This window comes from Fusicatenibacter sp. (assembly GCF_050872605.1).
Taxonomy (GTDB): Bacteria; Bacillota; Clostridia; order Lachnospirales; family Lachnospiraceae; genus Fusicatenibacter.
In genome coordinates, this window is sequence record NZ_JBNMHD010000006.1 from 18,137 (window position 1) to 39,195 (window position 21,059).

The 21,059-nt window shown below is 50.8% G+C and carries 18 protein-coding genes; 1 reads left to right on the forward strand and 17 read right to left on the reverse strand.

Annotated elements, in window-relative coordinates; genetic code table 11:
* Positions 1-3: 3 nt before the first annotated feature.
* The 9 genes from ACY2VT_RS03280 to ftsH all read right to left on the reverse strand — a co-directional run bounded on the left by ACY2VT_RS03280 (position 4) and on the right by ftsH (position 13,035).
* Positions 4-2,301, reverse strand: a complete 2,298-nt coding sequence (locus tag ACY2VT_RS03280; protein ID WP_055265315.1) for a RelA/SpoT family protein — start codon at positions 2,299-2,301, stop codon at positions 4-6.
* A gap of 47 nt (positions 2,302-2,348) precedes the next feature.
* The gene (locus ACY2VT_RS03285; protein ID WP_117509253.1) at positions 2,349-2,873 is read right to left on the reverse strand and encodes an adenine phosphoribosyltransferase; all 525 of its coding nucleotides are present in this window, start codon (positions 2,871-2,873) and stop codon (positions 2,349-2,351) included.
* Positions 2,874-3,004: 131 nt separating this feature from the next.
* Positions 3,005-4,729 (reverse strand): single-stranded-DNA-specific exonuclease RecJ, encoded by a 1,725-nt coding sequence (gene recJ / locus ACY2VT_RS03290; RefSeq protein WP_461878863.1) that lies wholly within the window; start codon positions 4,727-4,729, stop codon positions 3,005-3,007.
* A 78-nt stretch (positions 4,730-4,807) separates the two neighbouring features.
* Positions 4,808-7,087 (reverse strand): protein translocase subunit SecD, encoded by a 2,280-nt coding sequence (gene secD, locus ACY2VT_RS03295; RefSeq protein WP_461878912.1) that lies wholly within the window; start codon positions 7,085-7,087, stop codon positions 4,808-4,810.
* 24 nt (positions 7,088-7,111) lie between these two features.
* Positions 7,112-8,470 (reverse strand): thioether cross-link-forming SCIFF peptide maturase, encoded by a 1,359-nt coding sequence (gene scfB / locus ACY2VT_RS03300; RefSeq protein WP_117509255.1) that lies wholly within the window; start codon positions 8,468-8,470, stop codon positions 7,112-7,114.
* Positions 8,471-8,586: 116 nt separating this feature from the next.
* The gene (gene scfA, locus ACY2VT_RS03305; RefSeq protein ID WP_022461131.1) at positions 8,587-8,727 is read right to left on the reverse strand and encodes a six-cysteine ranthipeptide SCIFF; all 141 of its coding nucleotides are present in this window, start codon (positions 8,725-8,727) and stop codon (positions 8,587-8,589) included.
* A 133-nt stretch (positions 8,728-8,860) separates the two neighbouring features.
* The gene (locus ACY2VT_RS03310; protein ID WP_022461130.1) at positions 8,861-9,253 is read right to left on the reverse strand and encodes a TIGR04086 family membrane protein; all 393 of its coding nucleotides are present in this window, start codon (positions 9,251-9,253) and stop codon (positions 8,861-8,863) included.
* A gap of 61 nt (positions 9,254-9,314) precedes the next feature.
* On the reverse strand, positions 9,315-11,018 hold the full coding sequence (locus ACY2VT_RS03315; RefSeq protein WP_461878864.1) for a hypothetical protein: 1,704 nt from the start codon (positions 11,016-11,018) through the stop codon (positions 9,315-9,317).
* Between the two features lie 157 nt (positions 11,019-11,175).
* The gene (gene ftsH / locus ACY2VT_RS03320; protein WP_238061039.1) at positions 11,176-13,035 is read right to left on the reverse strand and encodes an ATP-dependent zinc metalloprotease FtsH; all 1,860 of its coding nucleotides are present in this window, start codon (positions 13,033-13,035) and stop codon (positions 11,176-11,178) included.
* Positions 13,036-13,292: 257 nt separating this feature from the next.
* On the opposite strand from ftsH, the gene ACY2VT_RS03325 reads away from it, so the two are divergent.
* On the forward strand, positions 13,293-14,183 hold the full coding sequence (locus tag ACY2VT_RS03325; RefSeq protein WP_461878865.1) for an RluA family pseudouridine synthase: 891 nt from the start codon (positions 13,293-13,295) through the stop codon (positions 14,181-14,183).
* Positions 14,184-14,443: 260 nt separating this feature from the next.
* Here ACY2VT_RS03325 and ACY2VT_RS03330 read toward each other — a convergent pair whose 3' ends face one another.
* From ACY2VT_RS03330 to truA, 8 genes are all read right to left on the reverse strand, one after another.
* Complete coding sequence (locus ACY2VT_RS03330; protein WP_022461366.1) at positions 14,444-14,944, reverse strand: heme-degrading domain-containing protein; 501 nt, start codon at positions 14,942-14,944, stop codon at positions 14,444-14,446.
* Between the two features lie 191 nt (positions 14,945-15,135).
* A complete protein-coding gene (locus tag ACY2VT_RS03335; RefSeq protein WP_461878866.1) occupies positions 15,136-15,930 on the reverse strand; it encodes an RnfABCDGE type electron transport complex subunit B in 795 nt (264 codons plus the stop codon).
* 13 nt (positions 15,931-15,943) lie between these two features.
* On the reverse strand, positions 15,944-16,519 hold the full coding sequence (rsxA, locus tag ACY2VT_RS03340; RefSeq protein WP_461878867.1) for an electron transport complex subunit RsxA: 576 nt from the start codon (positions 16,517-16,519) through the stop codon (positions 15,944-15,946).
* Positions 16,516-17,220, reverse strand: a complete 705-nt coding sequence (gene rsxE / locus ACY2VT_RS03345; RefSeq protein WP_461878868.1) for an electron transport complex subunit RsxE — start codon at positions 17,218-17,220, stop codon at positions 16,516-16,518. Before rsxE ends, rsxA begins: the two co-directional genes overlap by 4 nt.
* Positions 17,217-17,855 carry an FMN-binding protein gene (locus ACY2VT_RS03350; protein WP_461878869.1) on the reverse strand — a complete coding sequence of 213 codons (639 nt, stop codon included), beginning with the start codon at positions 17,853-17,855 and terminating at the stop codon, positions 17,217-17,219. The genes rsxE and ACY2VT_RS03350 overlap by 4 nt, the downstream gene beginning before the upstream one ends.
* Positions 17,852-18,808 (reverse strand): RnfABCDGE type electron transport complex subunit D, encoded by a 957-nt coding sequence (locus ACY2VT_RS03355; protein WP_461878870.1) that lies wholly within the window; start codon positions 18,806-18,808, stop codon positions 17,852-17,854. The genes ACY2VT_RS03350 and ACY2VT_RS03355 overlap by 4 nt, the downstream gene beginning before the upstream one ends.
* 13 nt (positions 18,809-18,821) lie before the next feature.
* Positions 18,822-20,150: an electron transport complex subunit RsxC gene (gene rsxC / locus ACY2VT_RS03360; protein ID WP_461878871.1), complete on the reverse strand. Its 1,329-nt coding sequence runs from the start codon at positions 20,148-20,150 to the stop codon at positions 18,822-18,824.
* A 107-nt stretch (positions 20,151-20,257) separates the two neighbouring features.
* Positions 20,258-20,995 (reverse strand): tRNA pseudouridine(38-40) synthase TruA, encoded by a 738-nt coding sequence (truA, locus tag ACY2VT_RS03365; protein WP_461878872.1) that lies wholly within the window; start codon positions 20,993-20,995, stop codon positions 20,258-20,260.
* Positions 20,996-21,059 lie beyond the last annotated feature (64 nt).

Here is a 21,059-nt window from a genome sequence, read left to right on the forward strand (position 1 = left end):
TTTTTATCCTCTCGATCTCTGAATATCAATCACGCTCTCCACCTGGCGCACCTTCTCGATGATGCTGTTCAGCTCTTCGTTGTTGTGCACGTCGAACGTCACATCGATGGAAGCCGTTCCCTGCTTGCTCGTTCTCACGTTCATCGCCGCAAGGTCGATCTTCCGCTCGGTAAAGATCTTGGAGATATCCACCAGAAGACCGGTACGGTTGTTTGCGTAAACGCTGATCTCCACGGTATAGAGAGAGCCGCCGTTGTCCTCTGCCTGCCATTCGGCATCAATGAGACGCGCCCGCTCGGATTCCGGCAGATTCAGGACATTGACACAGTCGGTGCGGTGAATGGTCACGCCGCGTCCTCTTGTGACAAAGCCCACGATCTCATCGCCCGGGATCGGATTGCAGCATTTGGAGAATCGAACTGCCACATCGTGGATACCGCGCACGACGATGCCGCCCTTGCTCTTTCCAACCGGCAGAACTTTCTCTCCGGATGCCGCCTCGAGCACCTGCTCGTCGGTGATCTCTTTTTTATGCTGCTTTTCGTACGTCTCAATCAGCTTGTTGAGTACCTGGCCCTCTTTTAAGCCGCCGTGGCCGATGGCTGCAAGAACGGAATCCCAGTCGCGGAAGCCGTACTTTCTCATGACAGCCTCTTCGTACATCGGTTTCGTATAGATTCCAAGGTTTTTGCCCTTCAGCTTTGCATAGTTGGTGAGCATTTCCTTGCCTTTGACAATGTTGTCCGTCTTGTTCTGCTGGCGGAACCACTGGTTGATGCGGCTCTTTGCCTGGGAACTCTTCGCAATTTTCAGCCAGTCGCGGCTCGGTCCCTTGGAGTTCTGCGAGGTGATGATCTCGACGCGGTCTCCGTTGTGAAGTTCCGTCTCGATCGGCACGAGTTTTCCGTTGACCCTCGCTCCGACCATCTTGTTGCCGACCGCACTGTGGACGGAATAAGCAAAATCGATGGCACACGATCCGACTGGAAGCGTTTTGACATCGCCCGCCGGGCTGAAACAGTAAACATTGTCGGCAAACAGGTCAAGATCGCTCTTTAAGAGGTTCATGAACTCATGATTGTCCGCCATGTCCTGCTGCCACTCCAGAATCTGGCGCAGCCAGGTCAGTTTTTCCTCTTCCTGCTCCGGTCCCGGTTTCTTGCCGTCGGAGGCCTCTTTGTATTTCCAGTGTGCCGCGATACCGTATTCTGCAATCCGGTGCATCTCATAAGTACGGATCTGAATCTCAAACGGCTGTCCGTTCGGTCCGATCAGGGTTGTATGCAGGGACTGGTAACGGTTTGGCTTCGGCATCGCGATGTAATCTTTGAAACGGCCCGGGATCGGCGTGTACATTTCATGGATGACACCGAGCGCTGCATAGCAGTCTTTGACGGATTCCACGATGATGCGGACCGCAAAAAGGTCATAGATCTGATCCAGCGTCTTGTGCTGGTTGACCATCTTTTTGTAGATGCTGAAAAAGTGCTTGATTCGTCCGTTGACGTCTGCCTCAATGCCGGCCTGGTGGATATGACGGGTCACCTCTTTTACGATCGCATCGACAAACTCCTGCCGCTGCTCCCGTTTCATGCTGACCTTCTGCACCAGTTCATAGTACGCATCCGGCTCCAGATATTTCAGAGAAAGGTCATCGAGTTCGACCTTGATCTTGGAAATACCGAGGCGCTGTGCAATCGGGGCATAGATATCCATCGTCTCACGCGCTTTTTTCTTCTGCGTCTCCGGCGACCAGTACTGTGCGGTCCGCATGTTGTGCAGACGGTCCGCCAGTTTTACCAGAATAACGCGGATATCCTTTGCCATCGCAAGGAACATCTTTCTCAGGTTTTCTGCCTGCTCCTCGACCTTATCCGCAGAATATTTCAGCTGTGCCAGCTTTGTGACACCGCTTACAATCAGGGACACCTCCGGGCCGAACTCCTCGGTCAGCTCTTCTTCGGTCATGACGGTATCTTCGACAACGTCGTGCAGAAGGCCTGCCGCGATCGACTCCTTGTCGAGCTCCAGATCTGCCAGGATAATTGCCACACAGAGCGGATGGATGATGTACGGTTCCCCGCTCTTTCTTTTCTGGTCCTTATGTGCATCCGCTGCCACGCGGTATGCTTTTTCGATCAGGGAAATATCGTCCGATGGATGATATTTTTTCACAGAAGCGATTAATTCCCCGTATAATTCCTCCGGACTTGTAAAATCGTCCGTCTTGCGGATTCTGGCTTCTGCTGCCGCCACATCCTTTTTTAATTCTTCTTCACTGATTCTTTTCTCTTCTTCCATATGTATCCCTCCGCTCTTATGATTATCCCCTGCGCTTCTTGGATACGTTATTTGCCATCGTAACGGATGACAGATTTTACATCATATTTTGCCAGTTTTTCGCGTCCTTTTAAGCCGGCAAGCTCCATCAGGAACACGATTCTGGTTACTTCGCCGCCGAGGCGCTCGATCATTTTTGCACAGGCCTCCACGGTACCGCCGGTTGCAATCAGGTCATCGATGATGACTACCTTCTGGCCCGGTTTGATGGAGTCTTTGTGCATCTCGATCGTTGCGCTGCCGTACTCCAGATCATAACTCTCCTCAATGGTCTCCAGAGGAAGTTTTCCTTTTTTACGGATCGGCACGAACGGTTTGTGCAGATTGTAGGCGATCGGCATACCGAAAATGAAGCCGCGGGACTCGGTTCCGCAGATTACATCACAATCTACTTCTTCTACAAAATGCTGCATCTCATCTATAGCAAGCTGCAGTCCGTCTGCGTCCTGCAGGATACTCGTTACATCTCTGAAAATAATACCCGGTTCCGGGAAATCCGGAATACTTCTTACGTAATCCTCTACCTTTTTCATAAAATATTCCTCCGTTTCGTCAGGGTTTGACAATTCACCTTACAGTATAGCATCAATATTCTTCTGCGTCAATTTTGTTTCCGATAGAAAACAGAGCCAAAATCCAGGGGATTCTTGGCTTTTTTGCATCTTTAAAAGTAACTCTGAATATTGATCTGTAATTTGTCGCGTCCGTTCCACGTATCGATCGACGGATAGTACGCTACCGAGAGGGTCGGATGTGCATCCACGTATGCGGCGAACGCTTCTCCCTCGCCGAAATAGACACCATCCATCTGGTATCCGCCCGCGTCGGCAAGCTGTACTTTCACCACATTTCTATTCTTTCCAAAAATGCGGTAATTTAATACAGTCAGTCCTTTCTGTGCGAACAGCGGTTTCGTGTTGCCTTTTCCGAACGGCTCCAAGAGACTTAACTGACGGATCAGATTTTTGGTGATGTAGGTGATCGGCATCGGCACATCGATCACGACTTTTTCGACAAAATCCTCTTCCGTCAGCGTGGAATTATCGTTCAGTGCCCGGCGGAACGGTTCGATCATCTCCTCTCCTGCGAGGGAAAGGCCCGCAGCCATCGGGTGGCCGCCGAATTTCGTTATCAGTTCTTTGCATTTGCAGAGCTCCTCATACATCGAATACGCTTCGATCGAGCGGCCGGAGCCCTTGACGCCCTCCTCACTTCTGGTGAGTACGAAGGATGGTTTGTGGAAGTGCTCCCGCAGGCGACCTGCGATGATTCCGGCAAGGCTCTCGTGGCAGTCCGGCAGATAGACGACGAGCACTTTGTCGTTCTGCAGCGGAGAGGTTTCCACCAGCTCGATCGCCTTCGCCTCTCCCTGGCGCGTCAACTCCTTGCGGCTTTCATTCAGGTCTTTCAAGTCCCCGGCAAGCTTTGCGGCCTCCTCACGTGTCTTTGCGCAGAGCAGTTTTAACGAATGCTCCGCCGTGTCAAGCCGTCCCGATGCGTTGATGCACGGGCCGAGAACGAAGCCGATGTGATACGGTGTCACGTTTTCCGCCTCGATGCCCTGCACACGGATCAGCTCCTGCAGGCCGAGGTTCTGCGTTTTATGGAGCGCCCGAAGGCCGGCTTTTACAAGAATCCGGTTTTCTCCCTGCAGATCCATCACATCACCGATCGTCGCAATGGCGACAAATTCCAGAAAGCGGAAGCTGTGCTCCTTTGGAAGACCTGCTTTCGCCTCCATCGTCTGGATCAGTTTCCATGCGACGGCCGCACCGCAGAGGCCCGGAAATGGATAGGAACAGTCTTTCTGTTTCGGATTGACAACCGCGTCCGCCGGCGGCAGGATGTAGCGGCGTTCTCCGTTTTCATCCTCCTCAAACGGAACCTCGTGGTGGTCCGTCACGACAACCGTCATGCCGAGCTCTTTTGCCAGACGGATCTGACTGCTCGCCGCGATGCCGTTGTCGCAGGTGACGATCGTGTCCCGCCCCTCATCCGCGGCAAACTGCACAAGATGCTCATTTAAGCCGTATCCATCTGCAATCCGGTCCGGGATACGCACATCCACATCGGCACCGAGATCTTTTAAGCTGGTCAGCAGAATATACGTTGCCGTAACACCGTCGATGTCGTAGTCCCCGATGATGCGGATCGGCTTTTTCTCCCGGATTTTTTCTGCGATCAGATCTGCCGCGCGCTCCATATCCTTCATCAGCAGCGGATCATGGAGCTGTTCGAGATCTCCGAAGAGATACTCTTCAATCTCTTTTTCCCCTGTCACATCCCGGTTCCGGATCAGGCGGGCGATGACGGGATCAATGCCGAACCGGTCCGCAATCGCCTGGAAATCGGCGCGTTTTGCCGAAACTACCCAGCGTTCTTTCTTCATATGTTCTCCCCTTTCCTGTTAGCAGGAAACGCCGGACTTTTCCGGTCCGGCGTTTCTCTCTTTATAGTTTTGCTGCTCTTATTTATTTTTTGTCTTATTCTGTACTGCTTTGGACGGCACATATTTGTTTTTTCCAACGTGCTTCATCACATACCACAGGGCACCTGTGATGCAGACAGAAGTGTAAGCTCCGCATACGATACCAACCATCAGAGGTGCTGCAAAGTCGCGGATAGAAGAAACTCCCATCACGAACAGAACAAAGATGGTGATAAAGGTGGTGAGGGAACTGTAAATACTTCGGGTCAGGGTGTCCGTGATGCAGCGGTCAACCAGGGACTCGATCGGCTCTCTCTTTAACTCCGGCAGATTCTCACGGATACGGTCGAAGATGACGATCGTACTGTTGATGGAATAGCCGAGGATCGTCAGCATACACGCGATAAAGGTGCTGCCGACCGAAATACGGGATACCACATAGAATCCGAACACAATGGCGATATCGTGCATCAGTGCAAGGATGGCACTCGATGCGAAACGGATGTCGCGGAAACGGATCCAGATGTACAGCAGCATACAGATAACGGAAATGATAACCGCTTTCATCGCATTCTGGCTCATCTCTTTACTTACGGTGGAAGAAATGTTGTCGAATGTGATCTCGGAGGTATCGACTCCGAAATTGTCTGCCATTGCCTGGTAAACCTGCTCACGCTCTTCCAGAGTCAGAGAACGTGTTTTGATGATGACATTGTTGCCTCCGACAACCTTTGTCATCTGAATATTGGAATCTTTTGTCACGCCTTCCACAACCGGCTCTACCTCTTTGTCCAGCTCTTCGATGGAGTAATCCTCGTTGAACGGAACGTTGATGGAAGTACCGCCCTTGAAGTCAAGGCCGAAGTTCAGTGCGCTTCCCTTTGTCTGATGCATGAAAATCATGCTGGCCGGAACGGCAAGCAGCAGAATGCAGGAGATCGTGAAGAAGATCTTTCTCTTTTCCACAAATGGAAATCCCTTGCGCTCTTTCTTGGTTCCGTAGTATTTCGCATCCTTCAGTCCCATACCGTACAGGCTGTTGACCAGCAGTCTGGAAACAACCATGGCGCTGAACATGGAAAGAACAATACCAAGAGCAAGTGTCATGGCGAATCCGCGGACATTTCCGCTTGCGAGTGCATACAGAACGGCTGCTGCAATCAGAGTCGTTACGTTTCCGTCCAGGATGGCGGAAGCTGCCTTCTTGAATCCGTCGCGGATTGCTGCATGAACCGTCTTTCCGGCACCGATCTCCTCCTCGATACGGGCGTAGATGATAACGTTCGCATCGACTGCCATACCGATCGACAGGATAACACCGGCGATACCAGGCAGAGTCAGGGTCAGGTCAAATGCATTTAAAGCAATCAGGTTCAGCTCAACGTAAATGAGCAGTGCCCATCCGGCTGCAATACCAGGCAGGCGGTATACAACTGCAAGGAAGATGATGATCAGGATAATGCCGATCGCTCCTGCTTTCACGCTGGTGGAAACAGCTGCAGATCCAAGCTGTGCTCCAACGACGCTGGAGTTGATCTCCTCAAGTTCCAGGGAAAGGGAACCGATACGGAGGGTGGATGCCAGGCTGGTTGCTTCATCCCAGTCCATGTTTCCGCCGGAGATGACTGCAGTACCATCGGAAATCACAGCGTTTACACTCGGTACACTGACGAATTTCTCATCATAGTAGATACCGATGCTCTTTCCTGCACTGTAAGCTTCCTGGGTTGCGTCTGCAAATTTCTGTTTTCCTTCGTCGGTCATTTTCAGCTGAACGACGCTCTCGGTTGCTTTTGTGGTGGAGTTCTGCTGATGCATGGCTTCTGCGCTTGCCACATCTTTACCGGTCAGAACGACGGAGCCGTCCTCCTCGAGCTCTTCGATGGTTTTTCCGTTCAGAACGTACTCGCCGGTCGAGCTGTCATAGGTGTAGTTTTCTGTTCCGTCATCATTCGTCTGTTTGATGAAATACAGGCTTCCCGGTTTACCCATCTCTTCCAGAATGGTGGTTGCATCGGTTGCACCTGGGATTTCAATGGTGATACGGTTGTCGCCCTGCAGATACACCTGTGCCTCTTCGCTGTACTGCTGCGCACGCTGTTCCAGCTTGTAGCGGGTATCTGACATTTCTTCGTCTGTCGGGTTGTCCTTTACGGCCTGATAGGTAATGCTGACACCGCCGGACAGATCCAGACCCAGGTTGATGTTCTTCATCGAACCGGTTCCGGTAGGACCCCATCCTTTGATCATCGTCCATCCAAGAAGCACTGTTACAATGGCTGCCAGGACGAGTGCGATGATACTCTGTTTCTTCTTCATCATGTCGCGATTTTCCTCTTTTCTTTAATCTTCGGCCAGAGCTGCCTTTATCATCAATGCACACTCGATCCGTTTCTGCTGCATCTTGCATCCGATCTCGTAAACATCGTTGATCTTACCTGTGAAATTGTAGGAGTTTGCCGCGCATCCGCCGCTGCAGTAGAACCGTGCAAAGCACTGGCTGCACTCCTTTTTGGAATAAACGTTGCATTTTTTGAATTCGTTGACAGTTTCTGTCTTTTTCACGCCTTCGTAAACATTTCCAAGGCAGAAATCTTCCTGTCCTACGAACTGGTGGCACGGATAGAAATCGCCCCACGGTGTTACCGCAAGGTACTCGGTTCCGGAACCGCAGCCGGAAAGACGTTTATAAACACATGGTCCGCCGGTCAGATCGATCATGAAATGGAAGAAATTGAAGCCTCTTCCTTCTTTTTCTCTCTTGATCATCTCTCTTGCCAGAATGTCGTACTGTTCGAAAATCACCGGAAGGTCTTCCTCGCGGATCGCGTAATCCTCGGTCGGAGGTGCTACAACAGGCTCCACCGAGATCTGTTTGAAGCCGAGGTCTGCCAGATGGAGGACGTCGGCAGCAAAGTCTGTGTTGTAATGCGTGAAGGTTCCGCGCACATAGTATTTGTCCTGATGACGAAGCTCAGCGAATTTCTGGAATTTCGGCACAATCAGATCGTAGCTTCCGGCACCTTTGCGGAACGGACGCATGTGATCGTGAACTTCTTTTCTTCCGTCAATACTTAATACGACGTTGCCCATCTCTTTATTGCAGAACTCCATGACCTCGTCGTTTAAGAGAACACCGTTGGTGGTCAGGGTGAAACGGAAGTTCTTGTTATGTAACTTCTCCTGTTCTCTTCCGTAGGCTACGAGCTGTTTTACAACATCCCAGTTCATCAGCGGTTCACCGCCGAAGAAATCTACCTCGAGGTTTCTTCTGCTGCCGGAGTTTGCGATCAGGAAATCAAGCGCTTTTTTGCCGACTTCCAGGGACATCAGTGCACGTCTTCCGTGATACTCGCCCTCTTCTGCGAAGCAGTAACGACAGGCAAGGTTGCAGTCGTGTGCAATGTGGAGGCAGAGTGCTTTTACGACGGTCGGACGGTTGGAAAACTGATCAATTGCGTTTTCGTAGATGTCTTTTGTAAAGAGCATGCCGTTGTCTGTAAGTTCCTGAATTTCTTCTCTGGCTTCGGTGATGTCCTGCTCGGCATATTTACTGCTAAGCGCCTCTGCTGCCTCTTCTGCATTTTTTCCTTCGTTCATGCAGGAAAGGACATCGTATACGCAGTCATCCACAACATGGACGGAGCCGCTGTTGACGTCCAGCACCATGTTGAAGCCATTGCTTTTATATAAATGTATCACTGTGGTATTCCTTTCTATAACTCTCTCTTTTTTTGATGTGCCTGGCAAAAAGAATGTTCCCAAATCCGGCGAAACCGGTTCTGGGAACACCTTTTACTCGTCCTTATGGATTACTTTTACTTATGCTCGCAGCTCTGGTTGCCTACGGTGCAAGAAGTCTTACATGCGGACTGGCAGGATGTCTGGCACTCACCGCATCCACCTTTTTTTACAGTGTTCTGTAAGCTTTTTGTATTTAAAGTTTTGATGTGTTTCATGGCACATTCCTCCTTCATTGTAGTTGACGCGCGACTTTTTTATAGTCTTCGGCCATTAGCTCTTCCCATTATAGCATAGGTTTTTCAAATTTAAAAGTCTGTTTTTTGAAAAAATGTTCTGTTTTGTCCGCTTTTATCTGCCGTGTGCCGTCATTCCGCCTGCCATTCCGCCGACGGCACAGACTGCTGCCGCCCACAGAAGTCTTCCGGCTCCGGCAAATCCGCCCGGCAGGAAGACTGCGGAGACGATGATCAGAATGGCAAAATACACGATTCCAAAGCAGATGCCCCAGAGAAACCGCCGTTTTCCCGCCATGTTTCCTGCCATTCTTCCGCCGGAAAAGCTTGATGCCAGATAGATCACCACAATGCCCGCCTGCACCCAGCTTTCCTTCCAGGAAAATTTCCAGAGCAGGAAAGACAACAGCAAAAGAAGAAGCACCGAGATCAGATAGGAAACGAGAAGAGCCTTCAGCCAGCCGATCCCGCTGCCCGCACCCACCGCCCATGTTTTCTTTTCTTCCATAAGAAAAAGCCCTCCCATACTGTAAATGTATGGAATGGCTTTTCCGGATATGCCTGTTTCTTTATTCTTCGTCAAACGGATGATTCTTTTTGAATTCCAGCCATGCGGCCATGCTCTTTGCGCGTTTTGCCTGCATCTGAAGGAATGCCATGCAGAACATAACGGCTGCAGAAAGTGCGGAGCTGATCGCCAGCGGAAGCACCATCGTCTCATCGCCGGTGTTGACCGGGATGCTGCGGATGCTTACAGTGGTCTGTGTCTTCTTCTGCGGAATCTTTGTGCTTCCGGTATTGGAATTGGAAGAGCTGTTGTTACTGCTGCTCTTCGACGGTGTGGCTGTCGGAGTCGGAGTGGATGTCTTATTCGTTCCGTAGTTGTCCGGTCCTACAAGGATCGTTCCTGCGGCACGCAGCGTACTTACGTCATCGGCTGCACTTGCTGTCATTTCACCGGCACTCAGGTTGGATTTCTGCTCTGCAGCTGCAAGCAGTTCCTGCTCGCCTTCGTCCGCCGTCTCAGCTTCTGCTGTTTCCGTCTGCTCCTCTGATACAACGCTTCTGGACAGACTTACTGCCCTCGGCTGGATCAAAAGATAGACATCGGAGACCAGATAGCCGTCTTCTGTGCTGTCCGTACCGGATGGATTGGAAATTTCATCGAAATTTTTTACGGTTTCGTTTTCTTTCTGAATTTCATCTTTTACAAGGTCATCCAGATTTTCATCCTGTTTCCACTGGTCCGATGATGCATCATTTCCCGTTCCGTTCTGGTTATCTTGGTTTGCATCGTCCTGGTTTGTATCATCTGCTGCAGGATCGTCTTTTGCTGTATCATCCGGGGCAGGTGTCACGGTTGGATCTTCTGCCGGAGTTTCCGGATTCTCCGGATTTTCACTGTCATCGGTATTCTCGCCCGGTACTGTCGTCGGAGTTACTTCCGGCGTTACGGTCGGTTCCGCATCCGGTGTCGGCGCTGCCGTTGGTGTATCCCCTGTATCTTCTCCGTTGTCCGCATCCGGTGTCGGAGTTGCCGTTGGTTCCTCCGCCGGCGTTACGGTCGGCTCTGCGTCCGGCGTTTCCGTCGGTTCTGCGTCCGGGGTCACCGTTGGTTCTGCGGTCGGCTCTGCATCCGGCGTTTCCGTCGGACCCGGAGTTGGTGTTACGGTATCTTCTGCCGCATCCGGTGCCGGAGACTCGCCTGGCGCAAGCGTTGGTGTTTCCGAAACCGTTTCTTTTGCTTTTTCTGCTGCCAGAACAGCCTCATATCCGGCTTCTGTCACCACGATTTCATCTGCCGCAAAAACGGTATCTGTTACTCTTCCCCAGAAGTCTGTTTTCTGCTGTTTCTTTCGATACGTTTCCAGCTCTTTTTCATCCATGCCGACGAATACCAGATATTTTTCTGCTACTTCCTCCGTTGCCGTTCTGCTGGTATCTGCAGCAGTGTTTTTTTCGGTTGTTTTTCCGTCCGCCTGCAGTTCTGCCGCTGCAGCTGCAAGAAGCTCCTGTGCTTTTTCCACGGTTTTTACTGCTGTCTCTGCCGTTGTACCGTCTGCCGTATCATCGCCGGTTTTCAGATTCACATAAACGGCTGTCCGTTTTGTCTTTGTCTCTGTACCGTTCTCCGTTCCGGAGACAGTTTCGTTCTGTACTGCGCTTTTTTCCGTTCCTGCCGATGCGCTGGCACGGAGCGGAACTGCATCGGAAAATACCAGTGTGCCCGCAAGAACTGCACCCATCACTTTCCATGCCTGTTTTTTCTTCATTGCGTATCTCCTTATATTTTATATTCTCTTGGTCTATCCTGAAAAATTCTGTCTTTTGTGTCATAATTTCGCATTACAGCATTATAGCACAAGAAAGAATCCCGCGCAAGGCTGAAGTCGCCTCGGAGCGCGGGATTCTCGTTCTCATTCTGTGGATTTAGTTTGTCTCAATTCTCGTTGTCGTGAGCTGATCCGGGGATAAATTTAGGATTTCCATAAACTCATCACCTGTGATCGTTTCTTTCTCATACAGATATTTTGCCAGCTCGTGGAGTTTCGGCATGTTATCTTTTAAGAGCTGCTCTGCTTTGTCGTACTGTTTTCTGACTGCTGCAACAACCTTCTCATCAATCTGTGCTGCTGTCGATTCGGAGCATGCCAGGGAAGTGTCGCCGCCGAGGTACTGGTTCGTTACCGTCTCAAATGCAACCATACCGAACTCCTCGTTCATACCGAAGCGGGTGATCATGGATCTTGCCACCTTCGTTGCCTGCTCGATATCGTTCGAAGCACCTGTCGTGATGGAATGGAACACCAGATCCTCTGCCACACGGCCGCCGGTCAGCGTTGCAATCTTGTTTTCCAGCTCTTCGCGGCTCATCAGGTTGTGCTCATCTTCATCCACCTGCATCGTGTAGCCGAGGGCGCCGGACGTACGCGGGATAATGGTGATCTTCGTAACCGGAGCGGAATGGCTCTGCAGTGCTGCGACGAGTGCATGGCCGACCTCGTGGTAGGAAACGATCAGTTTCTCTTTGTCGGTCATGATCTTATTCTTCTTCTGGTATCCGGCGATGACAACCTCAACGCTCTCCTCCAGATCCGCCTGGGTGACGAATTTTCTTCCATCACGGACGGCACGGAGTGCTGCCTCGTTGATCATATTGGCAAGTTCTGCACCAGAAGCACCGGATGCCATACGTGCGATCGCATTGTAATCGACATTGTCGCCCACGCGGATGTTTTTCGCATGGACTTTCAGGATTTCCTCACGGCCTTTTAAGTCAGGCAGTTCAACCGGCACACGGCGGTCGAAACGGCCCGGACGAAGAAGTGCCGGGTCCAGGGAATCCGGACGGTTCGTCGCTGCCAGAATGACAACGCCTTTCTTTCCATCGAATCCATCCATCTCGGCAAGCAGCTGGTTCAGGGTCTGCTCACGCTCGTCGTTTCCGGAGAATCCGCCGCCGTCACGTTTTTTGCCGACGGTATCGATCTCATCGATAAAGACGATACACGGTGCTTTCTCATTTGCCTGCTGGAACAGGTCACGCACCTTCGCAGCTCCCATGCCGACGAACATCTCTACAAACTCAGAACCGGAAATGGAGAAGAACGGAACATTTGCCTCTCCGGCTACTGCCTTTGCAAGCAGCGTTTTACCGGTTCCTGGAGGGCCGACAAGCAGTGCTCCTTTCGGCATTTTTGCACCAATTTCTTCATATTTTTTGGGATTATGCAGGAAGTCAACAATCTCCTGTAAAATTTCTTTTGCCTCATCCTCTCCGGCAACATCTGCAAATTTAATGCCGGTTTCGGACTGTACATAAACCTTGGCGTTGCTCTTTCCAAAGCTCATCGCATTTCCCATGCCGCCCATCATCTTGCTCGTCATGCGTTTCATCAGCCACTGTCCGAGCGCAACCATCACAACGATCGGTATTACCCATGTTAAAAGAAATTCCATGAGTGGCGACATCTGCTCTATGATCGGCGTTCCGAATTCGGTAATACCTGCCTCATATAAACGATCTACCAGCTTGTAATCATTCATCACACCCGTCTTATAATAATTCGCCGGGCTTGATTTGTCGCTGAAAATAATCTCATTTGACTGGATCTGGACTTCGCTGATTTCGTTGTTATCTACCATCTGCAAAAATTTTCCGTAATCAACTTCTGTTACTTTGGGCTCGAGAAGTCTCGGGAAAAGCAGAAGATTTAACAGCAGAATGACGATCAGCGCAATTACATAATAAAAAATTATGGGTTTTTTCGGTTTTTGCACCTGCTTCATCTGTATCCCCTCCTGTTTCTTGATTTTCTTTCTTTTTTAGTAGCATAAACTTTTCTTTCGCTAAAATCAATCAAATTCTGACATTTCATGAAACTTTTATACTTTTTTATATTTTCGCTATAGAAAGGTAAGTTTCTTGCTTTTCCATCTGTTTTCGGCTATACTTGCGAAAGACTGGGAAAGTCTCTTTTTGAAATTTTGCCCCGAAATGACAGGGTTCATTCGATAAAAAAGCTATAGAAACGGAGGTTTTGTGTATGGGACACAGGTTTACATATGTGGTTTCGCCGGAGGAGGAACGGGAAAATCTGACTGTGGAATGGTTTCTCCGCCGGCATGGATATTCGCGCCATATTATTACGGGCTTAAAACGCACAGAGGACGGCATTTTCCGAAACGGCGTCCGCGCCTGGACGAGCCAGGCCGTGCACGCCGGGGATGTGATCGAAACGCACCTTGTCGAAACAGAACCCTCCGACGGAATTCTGCCGCGGCCGGTTCCGTTTTCGGTTGTGTATGAGGATGACGACATCCTCGTTGTGGATAAACCCGCTGATACGCCGATTCATCCGTCGATTGGAAATTATGAAAATACGCTGGCAAACGGCATTGCATGGTATTTTGAACAGAAAGGTGAACCCTTCGTCTACCGCTGCATCAACCGCCTCGACCGCGACACCACCGGCCTTATCGTGCTCGCCAAGCACGCCTTAAGCGCCGCCGTCCTCTCCCAGGCCATGCGCTCCCGCGAAATCCACCGCACGTATCAGGCCTTCGCCCTCGGCGAAACCGCTGCATCCGGCACCATCGACGCCCCGATCGCCCGCCTCGACGGCTCCCTCATCCAGCGCACCGTCGACTTTGCCTCCGGCGAGCGCTCCGTAACCCATTACCGCACCCTCGCGCACTGCTCCGGTTTCTCCCACCTCGAACTCAGCCTCGAAACCGGCCGCACCCACCAGATCCGCGTCCACATGGCTTACATCGGACATCCGCTGCTCGGCGACACCCTCTATAACCCAACCCCAGGCACCTTCCCTCGCCAGGCACTCCACTCCGCGTCACTCTCCTTCGTCCATCCGATCACCGGAGAACCTTTAACCTTCCACGCGCCATTACCTACAGATATGCAAAATCTTTTACCGTAAATCCCGCCAATACGTACACCGGTGGAAACACTGCTCAGGCAAAGGACGTGGCAGAGGGCGGTCTAGTTTCTGTTAGTGAAAAAATGACCGGAAAGGCAGGATGAATTCTGGTGCTCAACACCAGAATTCAAGACACACTGAGCCGAAAAATCATCAAGATTTTTCAGCGAATTGTGTCGGTTCCTGCCTTTCCGGCCATTTTTTTGCTTACAGAAACTCCCTCTCTGCCACGTCCTTTGCCTGAGCAGTGTTTCCACCCTCTACACCGTTCTGATTCTCGGCACTTCATCAATATGGAGATATTTACTAATGCATTTCACAATCACATCATGATCCGAAACCTGTCCCATGCCGGACACTGCTACGGTTGCCACAACGCCGACTTCTTCCACGCAGATCGGAAAACCTCCGCCCAGCATTGCGTATTCCTTCGGGTCCAGTACCATCTGTTTTACGCTCTCCGGCGCATTCGTCGCTGCCATGTAGAGCTGCAGCGAACTCCGCTCCGTCAGAAGCACCGAATTGCTCTTCCGTCTCATCAGCTCCACATTGTGCGGCGTAATGCCGTTATCACAATACTGGAATACAACTTCTCCATTGCTTCTGCGGATCATGATGCCAACCTGCGCTCCGCGCCGTCTTGCCTCCATCAGGATCATCGTTCCCAGTTCCCATGCGTCTGCATTTGTAAAATGCGTAAACTGCAGAATATCCTCCTGCATATCGAGCACTTTCATCAGTTCATCCATTGTCATTGTCATACTTTTGCCCCGTCCTTTCTGCCATTTTATATTTTTTTAGCTTTTCGCCCCTCGTTTTCTGACTTTCAGTTTATCATTTTCCCAAATTCAAGTCAAGCCAGCCACCCCCGGCATTGGCTAACACGATATCACCGAAAAGCAAAAATTCCACGCCGCAGAGGTTCCCTCCCACAGCATGGAATTTCTCATTTTTATTTTTCTACCATAATACATTTCCGCGGGCAGTTCTCCGCACATAGGCCGCAGCCTGTACATTTTGCCGGATCAATCTGCGCATGCTGATCCACGACATGGATCGCATCCGACGGGCAGTTCTTTTCACATTTCTTACATCCGATACAGCCGATCTCACACGCAGCCATCACTGCTTTGCCCTTTTCGGTTGAACGGCATTTTACTGTAATCTTCTGCTGATACGGAATCAGCTCAATCAGATTTCTCGGACACGCCTTCACACAGGCGCCGCATGCCTTGCATGCTTCGCCATCCACAACAGCAATTCCGTTTTCAATATGGATCGCATCGAACTTACATGCCTTCACACAGTTTCCAAATCCAAGGCATCCGTTTCCGCAGCTTTTTGGTCCGCCACCCGGTACAAAGCCTGCATAGGAACAATCTCTTGCTCCCGTATATTCATACTTGTTCTTTGCCACTTCACACGTACCGGCACACCGTACCACTGCTTTTTTGCGCTCCTGTACATCGACTTTTTGTCCCATGATAGCTCCGACGGCCGCTGCAACCGGCGCTCCGCCGACCGGACAGACGGAAACCGGTGCTTCGCCTTTTACAACAGCAGCAGCCGCACCGTCACAGCCCGGATAGCCGCATCCACCGCAGTTGTTGCCCGGCAATGCTTCGCGGACCTTCGTCTCACGCTCATCCACTTCCACATAAAACTTTTTTCCGGCGATTCCGAGGAGAACACCTATCAAAAGGCCGGTTCCACCCACCATCAGGGTGGCTGCTAAAATACCATTCATCTTCTCTTTCCTCCTAAATCATTCCGGAAAATCCCATAAATGCCATTGACATCAGCATTGCCGTAAGAAGAACGATCGGCATTCCTTTAAAGGACTCCGGGATATCGTTGTACTCCATCTTTTCCCGCAGGCCGGCCATCAGAATCATCGCAATGGTAAAACCGACCGCCGTTGCCAGACCGTAAACGGTTCCCTGCAGAATCGTATAATCCTTCTGCACATTGATGAGTGCCACACCGAGTACGGCACAGTTTGTCGTAATCAGCGGCAAATAAACGCCGAGCGCTCTGTACAGCGACGGAATCGTCTTTTTCAGGAACATCTCAACGAGCTGTACCAGCGCCGCGATGACGAGAATGAAAACAATTGTTTTCAAATAATCAAGATCCGCCGGTGCCAGAATAAATTTGTAAATCAGACTCGTCACAAAGGAGGAAATCGTAAGGACAAAAATAACCGCTCCGCCCATGCCGGCCGCCGTGTCCATTTTCTTGGAAACACCGAGAAAAGCACAGATGCCAAGGAACTGGCTTAAGACAACGTTATTGACCAGCGCGGCACCGATGGCAATTAAAATCAGTTCTTTCATTTCGCTTTCTCCTTTCCTTTCACAGCCTGGCAGTACGCCTTATTGGCACATGCCATACAGCCGGTCTCTTCTGCCTGGACTGCCGGTTTTCCGGTTTTTTCCGATTTGTGACGTTTGATGCGGTTTTGCACAGCAACCAGCATTGCCAGCACAAGAAATGCCCCCGGCGCCATGATAAAGATATTCATCGGCTCATAAGCACCTGGCATCACCTGGATATCGAACATGGTGCCGGCTCCGATCAGCTCACGGAACATACCGATCAGCGTCAGACCGACGGTAAATCCAAGTCCCATACCGATACCATCAAACAGAGATGGGAGCGGACTATGTTTTCCGGCGTATGCCTCGGCGCGTCCCAGGATGATACAGTTTACGACGATCAGCGGAATATAAATGCCAAGCGCAGAATAAAGTTCCGGCAGAAAACCTTCCATCAAAAATTCTACGATCGTTACAAACGATGCCACGACAACAATGTACGCCGGCATGCGCACGCCATCCGGGATGATTTTCCGAAGCAGGGAAATCATCAGGTTAGAAGCGGTCAGAATGACCATCGTCGCAAGACCCATGCCGATACCGTTCTTTGCAGAAGTGGTAACCGCAAGTGTCGGACACATGCCCAGCATCATGACGAAGGTCGGGTTTTCTTTTATGATTCCATTATAAAGCCGTTCCAGCGGCGTATCTTTTCTCATGAGTTCCCTCCCTCTCCGGAAAGCAGCCCGGATTCACTGCAGTAGTTAAAACAGCAGATTCCTGCATTGACACCGTTTGTTACAGCGTTCGTTGTCAGAGTTGCTCCGCTCAGCGCATCGATTTCATCATCCGCGGATGCGCCGGATTTTGTGTAGGCGAACGCTTCTACCTTTTTATCCTTGAACTGATTTTTGAAATCGTCTGTGTCGGCACGCATACCAAGACCTGCTGTCTCGGAAAGTGACAGGAAAGAGATTCCCTTTGTCGTTCCGTCCGATCCAATTCCCATCGAAAACTGCATGCCGCCGCCATAGCCCTCGGTCGTGGAGATGATCTCAACCAGACCGATCGTTGCGCCGGATGTGTCTTTTGCGAGCAGCAGCTCGTCGATCGTCTGGGCATTAAAACCGTGGCCGGTTAATGCTGCCGCAAGCTCTGCCTTTTCTGCATCGCTCATCGTTACTTCTTCAAAGGAAGCTGCCTCCGGGAATACATTCTGGCAAGATTCCTGTTTTTCTTTCTCCTGTTGCTTCTGAATCGGCTCCAGGGTTACCTGATGTGCCGCCCCGAGAAGCAGTCCGGCAATCAGCGTGATCGCCGCAAGAATCAGTGCGTTTTTTATGATTTTGTTCATGCTTTTTTCTTGCCTCCTCTTCCGAATCCAACCGGCACGGTCACGCGCTCAATAAGCGGAACCAGAAGGTTGGTAAAGATGATGGCATAGGAAACGCCCTCTGCCGAATTTCCAAAGATACGGAATACACCGGTCAGAAGTCCTAAAATGACCGCGTAGATATACTGTCCCTTCTTTGTGATCGGACGGGTAACGTAATCGGTTGCCATGAACCATGCGCCAAGCATCAAACCACCGCCAAAAAGATGCGCGCCAAGGAAGTTGATATCAAAACCGTGGCCGCCGAAAATCAGGGCAAATAAAAGCTCTGTTCCAATGTAGATGAGCGGAATATTGAGGTCCATCACATGAATGCAGACAAGGAAAATGCCGCCAATCAGAAGTGCCAGCACGGAAGTCTCACCGATCGTTCCGGTCGTATTTCCAAGGAACATGGACAGCAGATTCACCTGCTCTCCTGCTTTTGCTGCGGCGAGCGGTGTCGCACCGGATACGGTATCCACAAGATGTGCGGCTGCCGGGGCGGCAAAGTTTGTCATGTGCCCCGGAAAGGAAATCAGAAGGAAACATCTTCCTGCAAGCGCCGGGTTCATGATGTTCTGGCCAAGGCCGCCGAAAAGCTGTTTTACAACAAGAATTGCAAACACACCACCGATCACCGGCATCCAAAGAGGTGCCTGCACCGGCATGTTCATGGCGAGCAAAAGTCCTGTGACAAGTGCACTTCCATCTGTAATCGTCACCGGTTTTTTCATGCCTTTTTCATAGAGATATTCCGTCAGTGGACAGACCGCCATCGAAATTGCAATCAAAAGCAGGGCCCGAAGGCCGAAATTCCAGATTCCCACGCAGGCTGCCGGCGCAAGGGCAAGCAGGACGGCAAACATGATTTTGTCTGTCGTCACCTTGGACCGCGCGTGCGGGGAAGATGATACGTGTAACAATCCATTCATATGTAAGATCCCCCTATTTCTTCTTTCTCTTTGCCAGAAGCACTTTACGCATCGAGCTGATTTCCTGCGTCAGCGGACGTCTTGCCGGGCAGATAAAGGAACAACAACCGCATTCACAGCACTCCATTCCACCGTATTTCAGAAACTTCTCTTCTTCGCCGTGCTCCGCAAAAACAGAAAGGCGGGCCGGAAGAATCTGACCCGGACAGACGGAAACACAGCGGCCGCAGTTGATACAGGCAGAAGGTGCCAGCGCAGATACTTCATCCTCCGTAAGACAGGTCAGCGCAGAGGTTGTCTTGGTAACAGGAACATCCATTGTAAACAGAGCCCTTCCCATCATCGGGCCACCGCAGATGACCTTGGCTGCCTCATGTTTCAGACCGCCTGCCTGCTCCAGAAGCTCCGATAAGAGCATGCCGACCGGCACTTCAAAGTTGCACGGATTCTGTACGGCATCGCCTGTTACGGTAACAATGCGGCCCATCAGCGGCTCGCCGTAACGGACTGCCTGGTAAATGGCGGTTACGGTGTCGATGTTGTCCACGATGCAGCCTGCGTCTGCCGGCAGCATGGAGGAATTGACCTTGCGTCCCGTTGCGGCGTAGATCAGCATACGCTCGGCGCCCTGCGGGTACTTTGTTTTGAGCTCCAACACCTCAATGTTGTCCTCCGGAAGCACCAGCTCACGGAATTTTGCAATACAGTCCGGCTTGTTGTCCTCAATGCAGATGACTCCCTTTGCTTTCGGGAACATATGCAGCATGATTTTCAGGCCTCCGATGACCGTTTCCGGCTCCTCGAGCATTCTGCGGTAATCGCTTGTCAGATATGGTTCGCACTCGGAACCATTGACGAGAATGTGGTCAATCGCTGACGGATCTTTCGGTGATACCTTGACGTGTGTCGGGAAACCCGCACCTCCCATTCCGACGATTCCGGCCTCTTTGATCTTGTTCCGGATCGTATCTGCATCGAGTTTTTCCCAATGAGGGCACTCCTCAAATGCTTCTTTTTCATACAGCCCGTCGTTCTCCACAACAATACAGTCCACCGGAGAACCGGCCGCGGAAATTTTTTTCTCAATTCCTTTTACCGTACCGGAAACCGATGTGTAAACCGGAGCCGAAACAAAGCCTCCCGCTTCTGCGATTTTCTGTCCCGCCTTTACATGGTCGCCTTTTTGTACGATCGGCACAGCAGGCGCTCCGATGTGCTGTGATACTGCGTAATACAATAAGCTGCCCGGCTGCGCTTTGGCAATCGGTTTGTCCTTGGAGAGTTCTTTTCCCTCGTACGGGTGAACGCCGCCATGAAAAGTATTTCTTTTCTTCTGAAACATGCTTTTCACCTCATCCTTTCTCTTTTCTATGTTGCATTTATCAATTCACAGCCCATTTTTCGGATTTTTATGCAAAAAAGGCTGGTGCATTGCCCTTATTATTCCAGTTATTCATATCGGACTTCTTTTAACAGAAGTCCGCACGCCGGTGCAAGAAAACCCGCACTTTCGCGGTCTTTTGCTTTGAGAAGCTCCGTCATCGATGCAATCTCCCGTTTTCCCATCCCGGCCTCCACAAGCGTTCCGGTCAGGATCCGCACCATGTGGTACAGAAAACCGGTTCCGGTATAGGAAATGGTAAGAATCCCGTCTTTCTCGCAGAAATCAATTCCGGTAATCGTCCGCACCGTCGATTTTTTCATACGTTTATTGGCACAGAAGCTCCTGAAATCATACGTTCCGATAAACGCTTTCGATGCTTCTTTCATTTTTTCCACATCAAGTACCGCTTCCGGAAAATATACGTATTTCCGCTCAAAAACATGCTTTCTGCCATCGATCACAATACGGTATTCGTATGTTTTATCCACCGCATTCAGACGGCTGTGAAAGCGCTCCGGCATCCGCGCGAGGCTGGTGACTTCGATGTCCTCCGGCAGATAATGGTTGATTGTCTGCAGAAGTTCTTCATCGGATAGTTCCGTATGGAACTTTGCATTTGCGACCTGTCCCGCCGCATGGACGCCGGCATCGGTTCTGCCCGCGCCGTGGATCTCCACCGGCTCTCCTGCGATCCTGGACAACAGCGTTTCGAGCTTGCCCTGAATCGTGTTGTCTGTATTTCCCTGCTTCTGCCAGCCGTTGTACCGCGTGCCATCGTACTGCAGGATCATTTTATAATTCATCTTTTTCTCCCTTCCTCTTCCTTTCAAATCATTTTTCTCCGGAAATGGGCTTTTCAGAACCATT

Bases quoted from the DNA above. Each gene is read 5' to 3' on its own strand.
- ACY2VT_RS03280 (WP_055265315.1), bottom strand. From the start codon at position 2,301: ATGGAAGAAGAGAAAAGAATCAGTGAAGAAGAATTAAAAAAGGATGTG.
- ACY2VT_RS03285 (WP_117509253.1), bottom strand. From the start codon at position 2,873: ATGAAAAAGGTAGAGGATTACGTAAGAAGTATTCCGGATTTCCCGGAA.
- recJ (WP_461878863.1), bottom strand. From the start codon at position 4,729: ATGAAGAAAGAACGCTGGGTAGTTTCGGCAAAACGCGCCGATTTCCAG.
- secD (WP_461878912.1), bottom strand. From the start codon at position 7,087: ATGAAGAAGAAACAGAGTATCATCGCACTCGTCCTGGCAGCCATTGTA.
- scfA (WP_022461131.1), bottom strand. From the start codon at position 8,727: ATGAAACACATCAAAACTTTAAATACAAAAAGCTTACAGAACACTGTA.
- ACY2VT_RS03310 (WP_022461130.1), bottom strand. From the start codon at position 9,253: ATGGAAGAAAAGAAAACATGGGCGGTGGGTGCGGGCAGCGGGATCGGC.
- ACY2VT_RS03315 (WP_461878864.1), bottom strand. From the start codon at position 11,018: ATGAAGAAAAAACAGGCATGGAAAGTGATGGGTGCAGTTCTTGCGGGC.
- ftsH (WP_238061039.1), bottom strand. From the start codon at position 13,035: ATGAAGCAGGTGCAAAAACCGAAAAAACCCATAATTTTTTATTATGTA.
- ACY2VT_RS03325 (WP_461878865.1), top strand. From the start codon at position 13,293: ATGGGACACAGGTTTACATATGTGGTTTCGCCGGAGGAGGAACGGGAA.
- ACY2VT_RS03330 (WP_022461366.1), bottom strand. From the start codon at position 14,944: ATGACAATGACAATGGATGAACTGATGAAAGTGCTCGATATGCAGGAG.
- ACY2VT_RS03335 (WP_461878866.1), bottom strand. From the start codon at position 15,930: ATGAATGGTATTTTAGCAGCCACCCTGATGGTGGGTGGAACCGGCCTT.
- rsxA (WP_461878867.1), bottom strand. From the start codon at position 16,519: ATGAAAGAACTGATTTTAATTGCCATCGGTGCCGCGCTGGTCAATAAC.
- rsxE (WP_461878868.1), bottom strand. From the start codon at position 17,220: ATGAGAAAAGATACGCCGCTGGAACGGCTTTATAATGGAATCATAAAA.
- ACY2VT_RS03350 (WP_461878869.1), bottom strand. From the start codon at position 17,855: ATGAACAAAATCATAAAAAACGCACTGATTCTTGCGGCGATCACGCTG.
- ACY2VT_RS03355 (WP_461878870.1), bottom strand. From the start codon at position 18,808: ATGAATGGATTGTTACACGTATCATCTTCCCCGCACGCGCGGTCCAAG.
- rsxC (WP_461878871.1), bottom strand. From the start codon at position 20,150: ATGTTTCAGAAGAAAAGAAATACTTTTCATGGCGGCGTTCACCCGTAC.
- truA (WP_461878872.1), bottom strand. From the start codon at position 20,995: ATGAATTATAAAATGATCCTGCAGTACGATGGCACGCGGTACAACGGC.